Genomic DNA, 18,442 nt, shown 5'->3' with positions numbered 1-18,442 from the left:
CGTATTTGCGCTGACTATCATGTTGCTCGTCATTCACCAGTAACAAGGCGGATCTCGATGGCGAACAACAACGATAACCATGGCCGCGAACGCAGGGGTCATGTGCATTCACACCAGCCACATGGGGTGAGGCGGGAGGATACCCACGGCGCTCGGACCATGCAGACCTTGTCCCGTCTCTCCCAGAACAAGCAGGACGAGGAGGTCAGGCAGAGCCTGGAGTACGGACTGGAGGCGGCGAGCTCGGTCATCGACCGGAACATCTCGCTCTTCAGCCGTGGCCACCAGCCGGCCTTCGCAGGCATCAATACCTTCATGAAGGCGCCTTACTGCGAGGATGTGCGCAAAATCGGCAATTTCGAAGCGGCGTTCGTCGGCGCGCCCTTCGATTCCGCGACGACCTACCGGCCGGGCACGCGCTTTGGGCCTCAGGCGGTGCGCCGCATCTCGGCACTCTATGACGGCTACTGGTTCGACGGTGGCGTAGACATCTACGAAGAGCTGGATTTGTGCGACGCGGGAGACATTTTTGTCATCCCCGGAAACATCGAGAAGACCTTCGATCAGGTAACAAAGGCCGTCTCCCATATCTACACGTCTGGCGTGTTCCCCATCATTTGTGGTGGTGATCACTCCCTCGGCTTTCCGAACGTTCGCGGGATCGCCCCACACATCGACGGCAACGTCGGCATCATTCACATCGATCGCCACATCGATATCCAGGAAAAGGATATGGATGAGCGTATGCATACGACGCCTTGGTTCTGGACGACGCACGAAGGCGGAACCCATTCTCACCGCGACCACAGCCACATGCACGACGTTGGGTTGCCAAACTGCCATCCCCGCAATCTCGTCCAGATCGGCATCGGAGGCTGGTACGGCAACCGCCCGGGAACGGCCGTCGCCAAACGGAGAGGCACCAGCGTTCTCACGATGCACGACGTGCAGCACCACGGCCCGAAAAAAGCGGCGGAGATCGCCTTGGAAATGGCCTGGGAAGGCTGCAAGGCCGTCTACCTTTCTTTCGATATCGACTCGATCGACCCGGGCTTCGCACCCGGAACCGGCTCACCCGAACCGGGCGGCCTGCTGCCGCGAGAAGCCTTCGAGATGATTCACACGATCGCCAAGGAGGGATTGTGCGGAATGGAGGTCGTGGAGGTATCTCCGCCCTACGACGTCAACGACAACACGGCACAGCTCGCGTGCCGCGTGATCCTCGACGTGCTTGGCACCCTCGTTTCGGAGGGACATCTCGGTCATCGCAACAAGGTCATGAAGTGAGAAAGACAATGCTGCATCGTAGACTCTTTTGGTCAGTGGCTGCCTCGATCTGCGCACTCTCGTCCGCCCTGCCGGCTTCGGCGCATGTGGGACACGGAGATGTCGACGGCTTTACGCACGGCCTAATGCACCCCATCGGGGGGCTCGACCACTTTCTGGCCATGACGGCGGTCGGCATGTTGGCGGCGCTCCTCGGCCGCAGGGCGATCTGGATCGTTCCACTGTCTTTCATGCTCACGATGGTGGTGGGCGCGGCGCTCGCGATCGGACAGGTCGAGCTGCCCTTTGTGGAACTGGCGATAGCCATGTCCGTCGTCGTCCTCGGACTGGCGGTTGCGCTGCAGGTTCCGCTTCCGACGATTGCGGCCGTGGGGCTCGTTGGCTTCTTCGCTCTGTTCCACGGCTATGCCCACGGAGCCGAGATGCCGATGAATGTGTCCGGGGCCAGCTATGCGGCAGGCTTCCTGGCTGCTACGGCCCTGCTTCACCTCGCTGGCATCGCGATCGGCTTTGCTTTCAAGCGCGCGCAGGACATGCGGGACGTGATCCCTCGCATCGCGGGCTGTGCAATTGCGGTTGCCGGTGTTTTTCTCGTAGCGGGAATCTGAGGCCCGCGTTCGGCGCACACTGCGAAAGCCCACGGCAGGGATGCCGTGGGCTTTTTTTTTGCGATCTTGGGCTCCTCGGGTGTGAGACGCCTCTGATGTTGCGAAAACACGCAGAGCTCGGCGCTACGCATGGTTGCTGCGCGGCAGCTCGAAACCAGAATTATTTTATGAAATAGCGCATTGTGGCGCCCCGGGGCCACGTTCGAACTTCAGCCCGAAGGGCTCGGGAGCAAGGCGACCCGGGCCAAGTGGCCCGCCCTCGCGGAGCGCCTACAGGCGCGTGAGCGAAAAAATGGCGGAGACGAGGGGATTCGAACCCCTGTGAGGCGCCAGCCTAACCCATTGACTACGATTAACCTTTTAAAGCTGCCAAAATTGGCGGTGATACAGGCGGTGATACAAAAGGCAACGTCCCGCCTTCCTTCACCGTCCCCTCTTTTAGCAAGATCTCATGGCAAGATTACGCGCTAATTCCCCGCTCTTGCGAGAAGCCACACCAAAACATCCGCGCGACTATATACGACCTTCCCGACCCCCGCCGCCCCTAAGCGCCAGTAAGGCGGTCCGCGCCCCTCAAGACGCATCTTCTCCATAGCTTTCGGTGTGCGCCGGAGCATATCCGCGACCTCTACCACTGAGAGGTACACCTGCTCCTCTTCCTCCCCATTAGACATCAACAGCCGCTAAGGGGACTTGTTGCCATGCCCACGTACCCACTCGATCACTTCATCATACAAGTAAAGAACCTTCGATTTCCCGTTGTCACCCAGCCTGTAATATCTTGGACCGCGGGATTCCAACCTCATTTTCTCCAGCGTCCGCGGCGACATTTTCAGCATCTGCGCCACCTCCACAGAGGTCATGAACAGCGCATTATCTCTCTTGCCTCCGCCACCCGCCCCTTCCGCCGAACGAACTGCCCCTTCCAAAAACCAAAACACACTTGCTACAATACTGCTCAGAAACACTTCATCCCCCGGATCGCCATGAACGCATCCCCAGAACTCGCCACCGCAGACGGTAAGCTTGCCACGGCGCTCAGATCATTCAATACCGCCCACCGCGCGCTGGACACAACCCTTTCGCGCTTGGGCGCGAGGGAAGGGGCCACCGACCGCCTCATCCACCACGCCGACGAGTATGGCGTCGACCATACCCTTATAGTGCTCGGTAAAACCCCTCAGGTATTCGAATTCAAGGATGGGGTACCTGACAAAGAAATGCCCGCGCTGCGTTTGCAGCTGGAAGCGGCATATGAAGCCATGCACGCCGTTGACCTCGCCAACGCCAAGGTCGAAAACCTCATCAGCGCTAGCAATCCCTCGCACAAGAAAGCTATCCTCATCGCCGGCAAGGCCTACACCTTCGATGCCAAAAAGGATGAGTTAAGCGAACGGGGCAGCGGCGCAACCATCAAGGCCGATGCACACCGCGTTCATACCGAGGAAGACAGCGGCCCCGCGCGCAAGCGGGAACAAGATCGCGACCGCTAGAGCATTGCATCACGGCAACAGCAATCGTCCTTCGTTGCGTTGCCGTTCGAACCACGCTTCCCATCGCGGTTAAAACCAGTACTAATATTCACCATCACTGTTCAGGAGGGCGTACCACCACCAAGACACGCGTTTCATCACAACAAAAACGTTCCGTGTCCCTTTGGTGGAGTATTCCATGCGTTCCTCCGTTTCGCGCGCCATTGGTTGCGCTCTCTTTTCCCTTCTTCCGCTTGTTCCCGCGCATGCCGTTGATCAGGACATCTCGTTGTCCGCCACGGTAGCCTCCTCTTGTACACTGTCGGGCAGCGCGGCACCCAGCGCGCTCTCAGCCACCATCCCGGTCACCAACGGGCAGGTCAGCACCACCCCCATCACCATCGACATTCCCATCGCCTGCAACGCAGGCGCTTCCCTCATCATCGGAACGCTCAATGGCGGATTGCGCCGACCGGGGGGATCGTGGCCGCAAACCACGAACCGCATCGACTACGTCGCGCACGTGGCCGGCGCCAGCTACATGCCGTTTTCCATAGACACCGAACCGACACAAGGCCAGGCGTTCTTCGAGAACCCTTTCGCACCCTCAGGCCCGCCCAACGGCAACCTCACCATAACCATCACGCCCAAGCAGCCCGCGTTACCCCTTTATCAGGGCATTTATAGCGACACGCTGCGCGTCACGGTAACCCCGTCCCAATAACCAACCGCCGCCGTCCAAAGGGCGGCGGCCTTCCACATTCCGGAAAACACCATGATCCGCCTCCTCGCCGTCCTCCTGGGCGTGCTTGCGGCAATGCCCGCGCATGCGCTCACCGTCACACCCATAACCGTGGAAATGAACTCCGCAGGGCCGCGCACCCGCGCCGTCATCACCATCACCAATTCGTCAAACGAAGTCACAGCCGTCGAACCCAGCTTCAACAGGGTGACGCTCAACGAGCATGGAAGCACCACGCGCGAGGAGGGGGGAAGCGACAACTTCCTGATCCTTCCCCTGCAAGCCATGCTGCAGCCCGGTGCAACACAGACATTCCGCCTGCAATGGGTCGGGGCACCCGACATCCCCCAGAGCGAAAGCTACTTCGTCACCTTCAACCAACTTCCCATCGAAGGCCTGATGAAGAAAACGGGCCTCACCATCCTCACCGCCTTCAGCGTTGCGGTGAACGTCGCTCCCTTGTCGGCGCGCCCCGTTGTGCAACTCGTCTCCACAAATATCGACGCAAGCGGAAAGCCCGCCATCACCGTGCAAAACCCAACAGCCTCGCATGCGCTGATGAAGGACGCCGCGATAACGGTCCACGCCGATGGCACCGATTACCCGCTATCCCTTGCAGACTTCCAACAGGCCTACGGCAACGGCCTCGTTCAGCCATGGCGCACAAGGCGGTTCGTCCTTCCGGTGGAGCTTCCACGCGGCGTGACATCAGTCACCGCTACCCTCAATTACAAAGCACCGGCGCAATAGCATATGAGGCGCGCGAGGGGCATCACCGTCTGCTTGGCTGCGGCCGCTGTTTCAGCGATGCCTGCGCACGCCGTCGAGCACCCGGAAACCCAGCTCAATGGAACCGGCCGCGCCATCGTCATGCCGGTTCCGCTCCGCTACCATTCCGACGTTCTTGGTGAGGTGACCGTTGTCATCGATGAGCATAATCAAGTGCTGGTCGCCGCCACCGACCTCGCGCCCGTTCTCAAAGACCACGTTCCGGACTCCAGTCTGCTCTCCCTCAGCAGCTTGGAGGTAGGGCCCATCCCGCTCACCCTCTACGCCGAAATGCACGGGTTGGAGATCGGGTTCAACGAACAAGCCGTGGAGCTCACGCTTTCGCTACCCTTAGACCAATCCAAGCCCCGCGCCCTGTCGTTCGGATCCGCCGCGACGATGCCAACGCTGATGGAGCCCGCCACTTTCAGCGCCTTCCTCAACTACGATCTGGCGCTCACGCATGATTGGACCTATGCCCAGGCTTCCGGCTTTTCACTCGACCTTGAAGGGGCCACAAGGTTTGGAAGCGTGGTGCTTGAATCGGAAGCCACACTGGGAGGCTCCCTGAACGGGTTTTTATGCCCCATTGAAGCCCGATGTCAGGCGCAGAGCGAAAACCAATTCACAAGGCGCGGGACGCGCGCCGTATACGATATAGAACAGTGGGATACCCGATCGGTCTTCGGCGACACCACCTACATGGGACTCCCCGGGCAACGTCCCATGGATCTGTTAGGTGTCTCGCTCGAGCACAACCCTGATCTGTTCGGGAAGAAGCGAAGCCAAAGCACCCGCAGCTTCAACGAGCTTCTGGTCGTTAAAAGCAACGCCACCCTTGAACTGGTCGTCAACGGCATACCGATGCAACGCCTGCCGCTCAAACCGGGCAGCTACAGTCTCCAAGACCTGCCCGTCACGCTGGGCTTCAACAATATTGAAGCCATCATCATCTACGACACGGGCGAGCGCGACATCATCCGTTTCGATGCCCTCTCCAACCACCAGCTGCTCGACGAAGGCGACTTCACATGGAGCCTGTCGGGGGGCTTGCCCTCAACATGGATCGACGGCCAGCGCGAATATTTGAATCACTTCCAAGGCGGGCTTTTTGTTCGTCACGGCTTCTCGGACACGTTCACCGGATATTTCGCCTTTCAAACCGACAGCACCGTCCACAATGCCTCCCTCGGGTTCCACCACTTAACCTCCATGGCGACATGGCACCTTGGCGCAACGCTGAGCCAAGGGCCCGAAATGGGATATGCCGCCTCAGTTTCCTTTGAAACACTTCCCGATCTTGATGCTCCAAACAGCTCGTTCCGGGTGGCTGCCGATTATTATTCCGACCAGTACCGCCAGCCCGGTGACGCCCAGCTGCTCATGAACGATATCCTCTATCCCGCCTTCGATTCCTGGTTGAGGCTCTCCGCCATCCAAACCAAGCCTCTGATAGGGGGTGCCTACGCCACCGCCACCGCCCGGTATGATTTCGCAGCCGATGTCGCCAACATCCCCGGAGCCGTCTCAGCGGGTACCGATCGGTGGAGCCTGGATTTGGGAATAAGCCGCCAATTCTTCGACACCACCACGCTTACCGTCACCGCCGGTTACGGAAACGACAGATTGCTTTCTTTCTCGCGCCTTGATGACGAACCCGAGTTCCGCCTTGGGTTGAGCTTGTATGCGCGCCTCGGCGACACGTCCGTCGGCGCCCGCCATTCCTTCGGCAACGACGTGTCTTCCATCACCGCCTCCCACCTATCGCATTCCCCTTCCGATGTCTGGCAAGTTTCCGCCACCGCCGACAACGCCCCCGAGCGCGGGGTCTTCACCTCCGCCGCCGCACAGCATCTCGGCCAGCGCGGTGAAACACGCCTTTCCCACACCCTCAAGCAGCCGCAAGACGGTGACGAACATCACCTCACCCAGCTCAACTATGCGGGAGCCGTCGCCTTCGCCGATGGCAAGCTTGCGCTTGGTGCCCCGGTCAGAAACGGCTTCGCCATCGTCTACCCGCACGACAACATTCCAGACGCCGATGTCATCGTCGGGAATGGAGAAGCGCCGCGCGCAACAGGAACGTCGTGGTTTCCGGCCGTGGTCGCGGATCTCCCCCCCTACACCAACGTCCAATACCCGCTTGATGCCCAGAACATTCCTGATGGCTACGCCCTCGGTGCATCCCATCTATCCGTAAGAGCTCCCTACCGCGCGGGCTATGCGGTGGCGCTCGGTTCCGACATGCCGCTCACCGCCTACGGAACCTTGCTCGACGCGTCCGGTCAACCCATCGCTCTGCAATCCGGAACACTTACCTCACCAGCCTACAACGGACATTCGCTCACCGTGTTCACCAACTCCGCAGGGAAGTTCGCCGTCGAAGGATTGGCCAAGGGTGACTGGACCATCATCATCGCCAACAACACCTACGCCCTTACCATACCCGCAGACGCCTCCGGCTTGTTCAATGCCGAGGTTCTCATTCCGACTGACGCCACACCACAGAGAGAATTAATCGAATGGCCCGCCACGCTCGTCACGGAAGCACAATGATGCGAAGGGCTATCCAAACGCTTGTCGGGTGCGGACTTGCACTTTTCAGCCATCAAGCCGTGGCCTGCGACGGGAGACCCTTCGGTCAGCCCACCCTCACGCTCAACGCCCCCAGCCTCGCACTGTCCTATTCGGGCACCCTTGCACACGATTACATCCCCGCGCGCGTGACGTTCCCGACCGGCTTCAACGGCATCTGCACGCTGGTCATCGAGGTCTCGACGGCGCAGTGGCCGATGGTGTCAACGCTTGAAAACGTTCAGGCCCCACAGCACGCCTTGACCTTTTATCTGCCTCCGCTCTTTGAGTGGAACGGCGGAAGCTACAATCAATGGGTCTACGGCGGATCAGGGCAGGTTGTTGACGTCGCCATCCCGTTCACAATCCCCGCCAACCAGAGCAACAAGCCGGCTGGCCTTTACCGCCGCGATATGAACGTCAAGCTCAAGAATGTCATCAGGGGCGGGTATTACTACGACGGCTACCTCACACTGACCGCAACCGTTGCCTCTTCCTGTACCCTTCCGCCTCCCACCCTCTCCGCGCTGGATTTCACGCCCGCCATCGTCAACGGAACAATACCTGCCGCTTACCTGCGCTCCTTCAGTCTTCCAAACGCCGGCTGCAACGGACCGGCACGCCTCACACTATCGGCACAACCCCTGACCAGACCCGGTGGAGGAACCCCCATCCACTTTTCTGCAAGCGCCGTCCTCGGCAGCACGGCCGTTTCTCTTGATACGCGAGTAGCTGCTTCGTCCTTCGCCACCGCCATCAGCGCCCCTGTGTCTTCATCCGTGCCCGTAACCGTCACCGTTGCGCCCACCATCACGCCACTTCAAGCAGGGGCCTACTCATCAAACCTGCGCGTAAGCCTCGAACCGGCACAATAATACCTTTCCGCATAGGGAAGGGGCCGCAACGAACGGGGTGGCGTGGAAGGCGGGAGAGAAAGGCTCTTGCGCCGCTCCCGCACAATCCCAACGAAGTCACGTTCCATGATTCTCACCACGCCACGCAATCCCGACGACATCAATGTTTTGCGCGTCCGCCAGCTTGAAGCCACCAAACGCCGCGTGCTGGCAGAGCTCCGCGCCCTTGGATTATCGAAGGCCACCGTCCAGTACCGCGCGGACGTGGCGGATTCCGGCGAGGTGCAGGTGAAAGGCTCCAACGGCGAACATGCCAACGGCACCGCCACCGTGCTGGAACATCCCATCGAAGCCGCCTTCTACGACATCGCCACATTGGTGGAACGCTTCGCCCTCGACGTGGTCGCCCACCACCACGGCGGTTTTGAAAGCGATGGCGGCGGATACGGCTACGTCATCCTCCACGCCGACAAGGGGCTTGTCCGCATCGAGCACACCAGCATCGAAACCAACGAAGTTTCCAAAGAAACCGAACTCTAAGCGCTTGTTCCCCAAAGCGAGGGGGTGGTTCCCACCCCGTTGGGCCGTGCCGGCCGGGAGAGAGAGGCTTTCCCAAAAGCGCGCGGCTTCACAAATGAAAGCAAATATTATGAGCTCCGCGCCCCATCACATCCTCCACAACACGCCCGTCCTGCTCGGACGCATGAACCATATGCCTCCCCCACCGATGACAATGCGCAGCAGACGCACGACCTCCTTGAGGAATCCGTCATCACCTTGTTACGCCAGCATTGCCCCACCTACCTCAAGATGGACGGCGTACCCGTCCGCCTGGCACTCGCCCGAGCCTTCGTTCGCTTCATCCTGGAACGAACCCGCGGCAACCAAGCACGCGCCGCCGAGCTAGCAGGCTTCAACCGCAACACCTTGCGCCGCCTCATCCGCTGCTTTCGCATCGACTGGGCATTTTACGCCGCGAAGTGACAGCATACTCCATGAGCAAGACCATCATGCCGCCACAGCGGCCGTACGCGCGCGCGCAGCCGCCGCATCTTCAACCAGCTGTTCTCCCCACGCGAGAACGGCCGCCTCCACGAAGTGGACGAGCTGCCGACCGAGCCCGATGAGCACCATTGGTGGACGGCCGTGGATCTCGCCCCGGACACCAATAGCCTCTACCTGCTTCCGGGGTTCCGGCTCGTGAACAGGTTGGGGTTCGTGGAAACCACACACGCCTGGGGAGGGGACGCCGACCAGCATCCCCTTTACCTCTACTGACACCAACAAAGGCAAACACCATGAATTACACACTTCACGCCCGCAGCAACTATTTCCGGGTTCGTGATCCCAAACGCTTCAAACGCTGGTGCCGATACTTCGGTCTGGAATACTGGACGGGCAAGGAAATCCCCGGCAGCGAAGACGAGGCTTACGCCATCGCCGCCGACAACAGTGACGGATGGCCAAGCACGCACCCGGAGACCGGAGACGAGTTCGACTTCGATGCTGAGCTCGCCAAACACCTGGACCCGCGCGACATCGCCTTGCTCTACCAGATAGGCCATGAAGGCCTGCGCTTCATCTCCGGCCATTCCTCAGCCATCCATGCCGATGGCCGCGCCGTGCATGTGGGACTGCACACCATTCACGATCTCGCGCGCGAAACATTCGGCAACGAGGTGGTCATCACCCAAGCCTGCTACTGACCACTTATGAAAGCGTACTCCGATGGCCTATAAGCCTTCCAAGGCCCAGCGCCTTGTCCTGACCCTCACCCTCAATCTTGAAACCGAAGCCGGCGGCCGCCCATCAACCGGCCAGATGAGCCGCGCAAGCGAGTGTTTGGTGGAAGCCGTGCGCCTGCGCCTGTTCAGTGACGGCTTCCTGCCACCGGATGTGTGCGTTGACACCTCCGGCATCACTGTCGAATAACAACGAAAGCACCACCCATGCCCCGCACGAAACCCCCGTTCCGAACGCAACGGAACGGGAGCCAATGCCTTCACGTCCACGTGGACGACATCTCCACCGTCATCATCAAGCGCGAAGACGAAGGGGTGGTCATCGACGTCTACCCCTTCAAGGAGTTGAACGCCAACCCCGTCACCTCCACCTGGGCCCATAACCACGACCTCAGTCCTGAAGACCAACATCCACCTTCCCCGCCGCTCACCCCTTGGCAACGCACCGCGCTGACCTCTTACGACTTTGGTGAGTTCGCCTATCTCGCCGATGCCAAGGACGCCCGCAGCTTGCACGACGACCTCAGCCATTGCGGCGACAGCCTGCTGCGCTTCATCTTCTCGGAACTGTCCGCCCGCGAAGACTGCACAAGCTATCAGGATGCCCTGCGCCGCATGACCGTTGCGCGCAACCAGCTTAACGACCTTATTGACGATTTGCAGACCATGGCCACGGAGCCTGCCCGCAAGGGTGAAAGCCCGCGCTTCCGCCTCGCGTGGTTCATTGACAGCGACGCCACATCACCAATGGCAGCCGCACAGGAGGCCCTTGCCATTCAGCGCAGACGCAGTTCCACCGCCACCCTCTTCAAGGTGAGGGAAACCGCAACAGGTAAGGTCATCACCATCGACCTTGCCAAGCAACTTCACCAATGAAAGCCGACACCATGCCCGCACCCAACTGCCTGCGCATTACCTTGCATATCCGCAGCCTGGGCCAAATCCCCGAGCACCAAGAAACAAGGAGTGCCGCCGACAAGATCGCCACCTACTTCAATGACGGGATCTGCGATGAGCCACTCGCGCACCAATTGAAGCACTTCGGAAAGAGCGCGGTAACAAAGATGGTCCAAGCGGAACTCACCAGCTGGCTTGAGGATCTGGGCACCGAACCAACCGTCATCGCTGTCACCGAACTTTCCTAAGAGCAACCCAACGAAAGACGCCGCCATCAACCGTCCGCACCACGACGCCCTCAGTTCCGCGCGTGCTTATTCTCAGAAGATGAATTCTAACGCCTACATCACGAGCACCCCGTTCGCTTCGCACTCATTAACCGCATACAATTCCCACAATCGGTGAAGAGAGGAAGAGGGGGCCCAGAAGCCACATAGCAGGTGGACGAAAGGAGACAGAGCCCACCGCGAACGACCACCACAACGAAAGACACCACCATGCCCTTACCCCATACCAAACCAACCTTCCGCGCCCGCTTGCGCGAAGCCTTACGCGAACTGGCCTACGACCTATTGACCCTTCACCACAAATTATTTGATCCGTTCGACCCCAAGTCCATGCCGGATTACGCCAAAGAATTCGCCCCTGACGACGCGAAGCCCACCGGCCAGCACTCCCAAACACCGCGCAACTAATGCCAAACGACAACAGAGCACACACCCCGCCCTTCGGTCGGGCTGGCGTGTGACCGCATGATAAGAAGCCAACCATGAGCAAGCCCCCTAAAGGCAACGTCCCCATCGTCATCTTTGGATGCAATGCCAGCGATGACGCAGTCACCAGTGACCTCCCCTGTGAAATCGACGACAGCCACGAAGCGACAATCTCCACGGAAACCTATGAAGCAATTTTCGCCGCAAAGCAGGCCTTTCAAAACAACCCCCACTGGGACAGCACCGCCATCACCTCCGACATCAAATGCAAGCCCTTGGACGATATGCTGAGTGCCGCCGATATGTGGCGCACCGGTGTTGAGACCTTTCTTGTCTACCGGTTCGGCGGCCTATACCTACGGCTTTTGCACAAAGATAACCGGCAGGCCGAAATGGAATGTGAAGTGGTGCGACCCGATGGAACGGCCCTCATCCCCCTGCCACAGTCTGCGTAGCGTCATCAGCATACCTCAATGACGTCCACCGGCAGCCATCTGTTCACCACCTCAACAAATTGGCAACGACCCGTTACAGCTTGAGCTTTTCCCTAGCAGCTTCGTCCTGAAGCTCAATATCGCAACGACGCTTCTCATCCATCATGGCCGCACGGTTCTGCTCCTTCAGCCTCTCGTCAACCCATGCCATGCTCAACCGACCCTCAAAGACGTAAGCCCGCACTTCCAAACCCTCACGGAGGCGCCAAATACTTGCGCCATCCCCGCGAACATGTGGTTCGCCGAAACGCGCAAACTTCTCCCGCACTTGGGCAAGCGCGTCCACATCGCGCATATGCTTTGACAAATCGATTGACCGAGAAAGCTCGTACACTTGCCCATCGCGCGAAAACATCATCCGCACTTGCTCGCCACTTACCCTCCCACGGAATCCAAGCTCACCTTTTGAAAACGCGCAATATTCCAAAAACTTGCCGTCGAGCTTGTAGCAAGCCGCTTCCTTCCCAAACGCCTTTTCCGCCTCCGCCATCGTCATGCGCGTTGAAAATTCGCCAAGCGTCACGTGCAGTTCATCCTCCCTCAACCGGGGAAGTTCAACGACAATTTCACCGTAGACGTTTCCTTCAGGACCGTAATCCTCCCAAATTTCCCGGCAAAACCCAGACTGGCCCCGTTCCGCCACCAATTTAGCAATTGTCTTCTCGCCGCGCTCGACACCACGGGCTTCATAACGAAACAACACGTCATAGCGCTGGTCGTTTTCAGACCAGTCCGGTGGGGTGGGCACCCTTGTTGTGATCAGCCCAACTTCGGCCAACTGCGGGCAATGCTCTTTGATGCCACCAACCATGGTGCGGTCGAAGAACATGCGTTCCCAATCCTCGAACTTCGCCTGGTCATCCTTGTTCCCCGCAACCGCAGCGCCCGCCCAGCAAACCATCACCAGCAGCGCAACAAACACCTTCATCGCCATCCCCTAGCAATCCTCCGACACCATCTTTTGAAACCGACGACGGTTTCCACGCAACCCGCCTTTTGCAATTAGGTCACACCACATACACGGAGCGTACATCACGTATGCCGGGCTGCCTAAGTTGGCACCATGGTCCCTTGGCACCTTGCCTGCTTGGTGCCTTTGATGCCGGCACCATGATACTGCGAGAGATGTCAATGCCGGATGGTGAGGTGCGCCTCTACTGCACGCGCATCAGCACCATCATCAGCTACTTCGCCGACGACGGCGAAGGCGGCTCCGTGCTCTGGCTCGAGCCCGGAGACATGGCCATCGTGCAAGACGGCACCATGGATGAAGTGCGCGCGTGGATTCTGAGTGACGTGGCCCAGCGCTTGAATTGCCCTCCCGCTGCAGTCGAAACCCTCCCCATCGAAACGCTCTGCTCGCGCCTCAAGTGGACACCCGAAACCCCGCGCCATCCTTGGCAAGTGCAGCAGCGCAACAAATCGCCCGCACGGCGCATATCCCGCTAAGTTACGCCTTACTACTCCACTCCTACAGTAAAACACGCCATAACGCCCTCCCACTTCGTCTAGAGGTCAGTATAGTTTCGATCACCGTCTAAAAAATCGTCGGGGGCCCGGGGGCAGACAGCCCCCGGGGGCTGCTGTTTGTTTAGCCATTTCCTGAGCCCGCCTGCGCACACTCTGTATGCATCCTAACTATACCACATTTTTGCATCATGGTAGGTAAGAGATGTTGGGAGCAAGCAATGCCATAGGGCCCCCAAGAGGGCCCTATGGCGGGTCATTCGGCCTCCGGCCTCAAGACCCAAATTGCTTGTCCCTCAAACGCCGGGAGGGCTTATCGACTGCATGGCATCGGATACCGCTGACACAACGAATGGCGCGCGCGCCGCGCGCGCCAAGCTCAATCGGCGCCCGAAAATCACATTGAACGATGAAGAGACCACTGCACTCCGGGTCGCTGCGAAGGCGCGAGGCGTAAAGCCTGCCGTGTTCATGCGTGACGCCGTTCTCGCCGCCATCAAGGCAAGCGCAGGCAACCCTACGCCGCCGGCGGAAGGACCATCAAAACCAACATTGAAAGCGGAACCGGGTGACGAAGCCGCCACCGTGCGCAAGAAGCTCTTCCTCACCCCGCCAGAAAACACGCTCCTCGAGAAGGAAGCCAAGAACGCGCAGCTGTTGCAGAAGGATTACCTGCGCCTTGCAGTGGTCGCCGCACTCACACAGGCGCCGCCACCGAGAAGGAAGGCCGTTGTTGGGAAAAACGACCTTGCCCACGAAATCTCGATGATCGCCTTCCAGCTGAAGAAGATCGGCAACAACCTGAACCAGATGGCCAAGCAGGCCAACACGGGCCTTGTGCCCATCACCGAACGCGAGATCTACTACTTCCTCAACATGCACCAGCGCGTGCTGACGATGAGCTCGGCCGCCCTCGAGAAGGTGCTGGCATGATCGGAAAGATCCCACGGCCGGGAAGGGGCTTCCGGGGCAGCTTCCAGTATCTCATGCACGGAAAGCGCGATGCCGACCGCGATGTTGACCGCTTGGCCTGGATGGAAACCCGCAACCTTTTCGTCAAAGACATGGACAAGATCCCGTCCATGATGCGCGCCACCGCCGCCCAATCCAAGAAATGCCAGAAGCCCGTCTACCACATGATCATCTCTTGGCGGCCCGATGAAGCCGTGTCCGACGTCACCATGCGTGAAGTGGCCGACCAGGCGCTCTTTGATCTGGGATTGAACGAGCACCAGGCCGTGCTTGCCGCCCACCGCGACACCGACCACCGCCACCTGCACATCCTGGTCAATCGCGTGCACCCGGAAACAGGGAAGGCGTGGCACACCAGCAAGGACTGGGCCCGCTTTGAACGCTCGATCGCGCGCCAAGCCTTGAAGCGCGGTCTCTTGAAGGTGGACGGTCGCCACAACACGCCAGAACTCATGGCGCGTGAGAACAAGCGTGCACGCGACAGCGAATACCAGATGGCGAAGCGCCTGAAGCGCGAGCTTCCAAAAGACCGCTGGTCAGTTGAGGAAATCAAATCCCGCCGTTTGCAGCTCGCCCCCATCTTCGAGCAATCCCGATCTTGGGACCAGCTTTCGCGCCTGTTAAGCGCGGAAGGGCTCTCGCTGACCGCCAAAGGGCAGGGCCTCGTCATCGACGACGGCATGGGTTTCATGAAGCTGTCGGACCTCGGCAAGGAGGTGCGCCTTCACGGCCTAGAAGCCCTTTACCGCGAACGCTTCACTGACTTCTCCCTGCGCCGCGAGAAAGAGCAAGCACAGGAAGAAGCCGCCGCCTCACCCACGCCCGTAGGCCCAGATCCATCATCGCCACAACCGGCGCCAACCGTTGTAAAAACCGTCGGCATACCGGACAAAGACCCCGCGTACGCGCAGCACCACGCCCAAGAAGCGGAGAAGGACCGGTTGCGCGCCGAATGGCGGGCCAAGCGCCAGCAGAACCGCCAAACCACCGGTGACAACGAAGACGACAACGACGGCACGGGCGCAACGCAACCGCCGCGCCGCGAACGCGCGGCCGTGATTGACGCCGATGTGAATGCCCCGGACCGCAGGGAGGCGTGGAAAAAGGCCATGGCAGCCCGCGAGAACCTTGATCTTGCCCGTGACCTTCACCGCAGCGGACTGATTGACAACGACGCCCTTGTGCGCGCCATCGACGGTCATGCCATGGCCCGTGACGACCTTGGAAAGCTGCTACAGAACGAACCCGATAAGATGCTTCTCCGCGAGGAATGGCGCCGGCAAGCTGAAACCCAGCGCGAAGCCGTCCTGTCACGTCATACGCCGCAACCCAAACTAGCTCGGGACAGCGCAAAGCCCGCCGTCAACGCCAGCACACCTATACCCCACCGCCAAAAGCAGGCAGCCCCCCAACCATCGCCGCAGCCGCCGTCACCGCGGCTCGAAGCGTTCCGCAACCTCTCCCATGCCCATGAGCAGCTGGACATCGCCCGCCAGCTGCATGGGCTTGGTATTCTGTCCAAGCAGGAGCTGATCACCGCGCGCAATGACCTCGCGCACGCCCGCGAGGAATTGGCGAAACACCAGACCTTCAGTGAATTCGTCGGAGATGGGGTTCGTGAAGCGTTGTCGTCCAAACGCACAGCACACGCTGCGCCTGCACCGAAGGCGGATAAGAAGCCGCCGCCACCTCCACCGCCACAACCGAAACCTCAGAAACTCAAGAATGAAAAGAAGCACAAGAAGGACCGCGAACGTGACCGGTAACAACCCCACTTGACGAAACACATCAAGGCACGCAACTAATGGGTTGTAACACCGCGCAATAGGAGATGTCCTACCAACCCCGCAAGCACAGCATCCACATCAACGGTCACGAACGCTTCCAGTTTTTAGCGAGTTTGCTGATCCATGCTGCTTGGGCCCGGGGATTGCGCCTGGGGTGCACGCCTGCACCCCCAGAAGGACGACTATTTCAAATTCACGTTGGGTGAGCCCATGGGCACCGTGGGCGGCGCAGGCGCCGTCTACCAGCTCATGCCGCGCTCAACCCCACCGCTTGTCGCCAAGCTCTACAATGACAAGGTGCTGCAGCTCATCAAGAGCGACAGGAAGTACGCCCAGCGCATCATCGCGCTCGCCTTCCACGGCAACGAGCTATCCAAATCACTGCCCTTCGCCACCTGGCCGAGACGATTGATCTTCAGCGAGAAGAACCCAAAGGATGCCCAGCAAGCCCTGCTTGGATTTTCCATGGAGCGCTTGGTCGGAACAACGTCCCTCATCGACCTCATCACCCAGAACAACACACGCCTCAAGGTCACCCCCGACCGAACCGCCTTCCTCTGCATCACGCTGGCAGACCAAGTTGCCCGCATGCACCGCCATCCATGGACCTTCGTCTTTGGCGATCTGTCCCCGAACAACGTGCACATTTCCGCCGATCTCACGCAGGTGCGCTTCATCGACACCGATGGATTCCAGTTCGATTACAACAACGGTCAGTACAGCTTCCGCCTCTCCGGGCTGACCAGCGGCTTCAAGGCGCCCGGGTCGGATGCCGCCTTGCTCAAATCCGGACGCCTCACCACCACGCACGATGACTTCGTACTCGCCATCCTCCTTTTCATGTTGCTGATGGCAGACAAGGGAATGCCCATCCATCCGTTCCAATCCGGCGACACACCGGAGGATGTGCGCATCGACAAGCGCCAATTCCCCTTGTCGGATACTCAGCAATTTCCGCTGCCAAAACCCGTCATCGATGCGTGGAACTCGCTTCCGCAAGACCTGCGCACCACGTTCACCCGCACCTTCACCGGCCCGACCCCGGTCAAGGCCAGCGAATGGGTCAGTGTGCTCTCCAACTACCGGAGGTGTCTTTGACCCGATTAAGCTCATGACACCCTACAGCCATTACGTCGCCCCACCGCCCCTCGTCACGCGCATCCACCCGTTCTCGCAACGCTATGGGCAACTGCAACGCCTCTGGCACACCTCCGCTGCCATTCTACGTCCTCTGGCGCGCGTAGCAGGTGCAATGCTCCGGCTCCTGACCGTCACGTTGCCGTTCCTCATCACGCGCCCCGCCAAATGGCTGTTCCGCACCATCGTTGCCACACTCCGCGCCATTGACCGCATCGCCGATGCGGTCGTCACCATCATCTTCGATATCCTCGTCGCCGCCGCCAAAAAGCTGGTCATGCCGTTGCTGAGCCTCTCGGCCTTGCTGGCCCTCCTGATTTTCATTTCACGCAGCGACGTTCAACCGCATCGCGACGTCCCCGCGCTCGCCGCCATTGCCCCACAAGCAACCGCGCACCCGGCGCAGGCATCCCCCATCAGAAAGACGCCGACAGCGCCCGCCCGCAAACTCGCCGCCTTCCATGCCCCCGACCACGTGTTCAGCACTGAGCGCGCATCCGTGGCAGCGCTCGCCGATGCCCTCAACATCCCTCCAAAAGTGGTCAGCACTGGTGTCACCCGTGCCCTCGCGCTCGCCGCGGACAATGCAAACGCCATGCGCCCCTACGTGGGCCGCTTTCCCCTTCCAAAAAACACCCCCAACCGTTTGCTGACGGCGCTCACCCCGTCCGATATCACCCAGCTTTCCCGCCTGCTCGAGCATTCAACCACCATCGACAAGCGCGAATTCACCCTCACGGCCAATCTGGCGTCCGGCGACCTGTCGCTCACTGCGCGCATCAGAAAGCTCACCAGTTCGGCCGCGCCGGGCGCCTGCTTCCGCTACGCCCTGACCTTCATGCGCCGCACCTTCCAACACACCCTTTCCATGACCGCCTGCCGCCAACGCGGAACGTGGTCGTTCCCCGCAGACCAGAAAGGACAATGA

General features: G+C 60.0%; 23 protein-coding genes. 21 read left to right on the top strand and 2 right to left on the bottom strand.

The window, feature by feature from the left end; translation table 11 throughout:
* Positions 1-159: 159 nt before the first annotated feature.
* Positions 160-1,287 carry an agmatinase family protein gene (locus tag F812_RS24715; RefSeq protein WP_020087588.1) on the top strand — a complete coding sequence of 376 codons (1,128 nt, stop codon included), beginning with the start codon at positions 160-162 and terminating at the stop codon, positions 1,285-1,287.
* An 8-nt stretch (positions 1,288-1,295) separates the two neighbouring features.
* On the top strand, positions 1,296-1,895 hold the full coding sequence (locus F812_RS0119115) for a HupE/UreJ family protein (RefSeq protein ID WP_026868271.1): 600 nt from the start codon (positions 1,296-1,298) through the stop codon (positions 1,893-1,895).
* A gap of 467 nt (positions 1,896-2,362) precedes the next feature.
* On the opposite strand, the gene F812_RS27225 is transcribed toward F812_RS0119115, so the two are convergent.
* A complete protein-coding gene (locus F812_RS27225) occupies positions 2,363-2,569 on the bottom strand; it encodes a helix-turn-helix domain-containing protein (protein ID WP_020087586.1) in 207 nt (68 codons plus the stop codon).
* Between the two features lie 312 nt (positions 2,570-2,881).
* On the opposite strand from F812_RS27225, the gene F812_RS26675 reads away from it, so the two are divergent.
* The 14 genes from F812_RS26675 to F812_RS0119010 all read left to right on the top strand — a co-directional run bounded on the left by F812_RS26675 (position 2,882) and on the right by F812_RS0119010 (position 12,112).
* Positions 2,882-3,388: a hypothetical protein gene (locus tag F812_RS26675; RefSeq protein ID WP_156827550.1), complete on the top strand. Its 507-nt coding sequence runs from the start codon at positions 2,882-2,884 to the stop codon at positions 3,386-3,388.
* A gap of 268 nt (positions 3,389-3,656) precedes the next feature.
* On the top strand, positions 3,657-4,091 hold the full coding sequence (locus tag F812_RS0119090; protein WP_156827549.1) for a hypothetical protein: 435 nt from the start codon (positions 3,657-3,659) through the stop codon (positions 4,089-4,091).
* A gap of 51 nt (positions 4,092-4,142) precedes the next feature.
* The gene (locus F812_RS0119085; RefSeq protein WP_020087581.1) at positions 4,143-4,859 is read left to right on the top strand and encodes a fimbrial biogenesis chaperone; all 717 of its coding nucleotides are present in this window, start codon (positions 4,143-4,145) and stop codon (positions 4,857-4,859) included.
* Positions 4,860-4,892: 33 nt separating this feature from the next.
* Positions 4,893-7,433, top strand: coding sequence for a hypothetical protein (locus F812_RS25745; protein ID WP_156827548.1), 2,541 nt, complete (start codon positions 4,893-4,895; stop codon positions 7,431-7,433).
* Positions 7,430-8,326 (top strand): hypothetical protein, encoded by an 897-nt coding sequence (locus F812_RS0119060; protein ID WP_156827547.1) that lies wholly within the window; start codon positions 7,430-7,432, stop codon positions 8,324-8,326. The genes F812_RS25745 and F812_RS0119060 overlap by 4 nt, the downstream gene beginning before the upstream one ends.
* Before the next feature lie 105 nt (positions 8,327-8,431).
* Complete coding sequence (locus F812_RS0119055; protein WP_020087578.1) at positions 8,432-8,845, top strand: DUF6878 family protein; 414 nt, start codon at positions 8,432-8,434, stop codon at positions 8,843-8,845.
* Positions 8,846-9,082: 237 nt separating this feature from the next.
* Positions 9,083-9,289 carry a helix-turn-helix domain-containing protein gene (locus F812_RS27180; RefSeq protein ID WP_020665392.1) on the top strand — a complete coding sequence of 69 codons (207 nt, stop codon included), beginning with the start codon at positions 9,083-9,085 and terminating at the stop codon, positions 9,287-9,289.
* Positions 9,290-9,403: 114 nt separating this feature from the next.
* Complete coding sequence (locus F812_RS26670) at positions 9,404-9,583, top strand: hypothetical protein (RefSeq protein WP_156827546.1); 180 nt, start codon at positions 9,404-9,406, stop codon at positions 9,581-9,583.
* Positions 9,584-9,603: 20 nt separating this feature from the next.
* Positions 9,604-10,011, top strand: a complete 408-nt coding sequence (locus F812_RS0119035) for a hypothetical protein (RefSeq protein ID WP_020087574.1) — start codon at positions 9,604-9,606, stop codon at positions 10,009-10,011.
* Positions 10,012-10,033: 22 nt separating this feature from the next.
* Positions 10,034-10,237: a hypothetical protein gene (locus tag F812_RS0119030; protein WP_020087573.1), complete on the top strand. Its 204-nt coding sequence runs from the start codon at positions 10,034-10,036 to the stop codon at positions 10,235-10,237.
* Between the two features lie 80 nt (positions 10,238-10,317).
* Positions 10,318-10,923 carry a hypothetical protein gene (locus F812_RS0119025; protein WP_156827545.1) on the top strand — a complete coding sequence of 202 codons (606 nt, stop codon included), beginning with the start codon at positions 10,318-10,320 and terminating at the stop codon, positions 10,921-10,923.
* Complete coding sequence (locus tag F812_RS0119020) at positions 10,920-11,192, top strand: hypothetical protein (protein WP_156827544.1); 273 nt, start codon at positions 10,920-10,922, stop codon at positions 11,190-11,192. Before F812_RS0119025 ends, F812_RS0119020 begins: the two co-directional genes overlap by 4 nt.
* Positions 11,193-11,441: 249 nt before the next feature.
* Positions 11,442-11,639, top strand: a complete 198-nt coding sequence (locus tag F812_RS0119015) for a hypothetical protein (RefSeq protein WP_020087570.1) — start codon at positions 11,442-11,444, stop codon at positions 11,637-11,639.
* Positions 11,640-11,713: 74 nt separating this feature from the next.
* The gene (locus tag F812_RS0119010) at positions 11,714-12,112 is read left to right on the top strand and encodes a hypothetical protein (RefSeq protein WP_020087569.1); all 399 of its coding nucleotides are present in this window, start codon (positions 11,714-11,716) and stop codon (positions 12,110-12,112) included.
* Positions 12,113-12,185: 73 nt separating this feature from the next.
* Here the strand turns inward: F812_RS0119010 and F812_RS0119005 are convergent, their stop codons facing one another.
* The gene (locus F812_RS0119005; protein WP_020087568.1) at positions 12,186-13,085 is read right to left on the bottom strand and encodes a hypothetical protein; all 900 of its coding nucleotides are present in this window, start codon (positions 13,083-13,085) and stop codon (positions 12,186-12,188) included.
* Positions 13,086-13,282: 197 nt separating this feature from the next.
* On the opposite strand from F812_RS0119005, the gene F812_RS0119000 reads away from it, so the two are divergent.
* From F812_RS0119000 to F812_RS0118980, 5 genes are all read left to right on the top strand, one after another.
* Positions 13,283-13,600 carry a hypothetical protein gene (locus F812_RS0119000; RefSeq protein ID WP_020087567.1) on the top strand — a complete coding sequence of 106 codons (318 nt, stop codon included), beginning with the start codon at positions 13,283-13,285 and terminating at the stop codon, positions 13,598-13,600.
* 489 nt (positions 13,601-14,089) lie between these two features.
* Positions 14,090-14,551, top strand: coding sequence for a MobC family plasmid mobilization relaxosome protein (locus F812_RS0118995; RefSeq protein ID WP_198011239.1), 462 nt, complete (start codon positions 14,090-14,092; stop codon positions 14,549-14,551).
* The gene (locus F812_RS0118990) at positions 14,548-16,356 is read left to right on the top strand and encodes a relaxase/mobilization nuclease domain-containing protein (RefSeq protein WP_020087565.1); all 1,809 of its coding nucleotides are present in this window, start codon (positions 14,548-14,550) and stop codon (positions 16,354-16,356) included. The genes F812_RS0118995 and F812_RS0118990 overlap by 4 nt, the downstream gene beginning before the upstream one ends.
* A 144-nt stretch (positions 16,357-16,500) precedes the next feature.
* Positions 16,501-17,475 carry a hypothetical protein gene (locus F812_RS0118985; protein WP_020087564.1) on the top strand — a complete coding sequence of 325 codons (975 nt, stop codon included), beginning with the start codon at positions 16,501-16,503 and terminating at the stop codon, positions 17,473-17,475.
* Positions 17,476-17,488: 13 nt separating this feature from the next.
* Positions 17,489-18,442, top strand: a complete 954-nt coding sequence (locus F812_RS0118980; RefSeq protein WP_156827543.1) for a hypothetical protein — start codon at positions 17,489-17,491, stop codon at positions 18,440-18,442.

Origin of the sequence: Hyphomicrobium zavarzinii ATCC 27496, assembly GCF_000383415.1 — a bacterium.
Lineage (GTDB): Bacteria > Pseudomonadota > Alphaproteobacteria > Rhizobiales > Hyphomicrobiaceae > Hyphomicrobium_C > Hyphomicrobium_C zavarzinii.
Note: the sequence above shows the minus strand (reverse complement) of the source record. Positions and strands in the feature narration are given on the sequence as shown.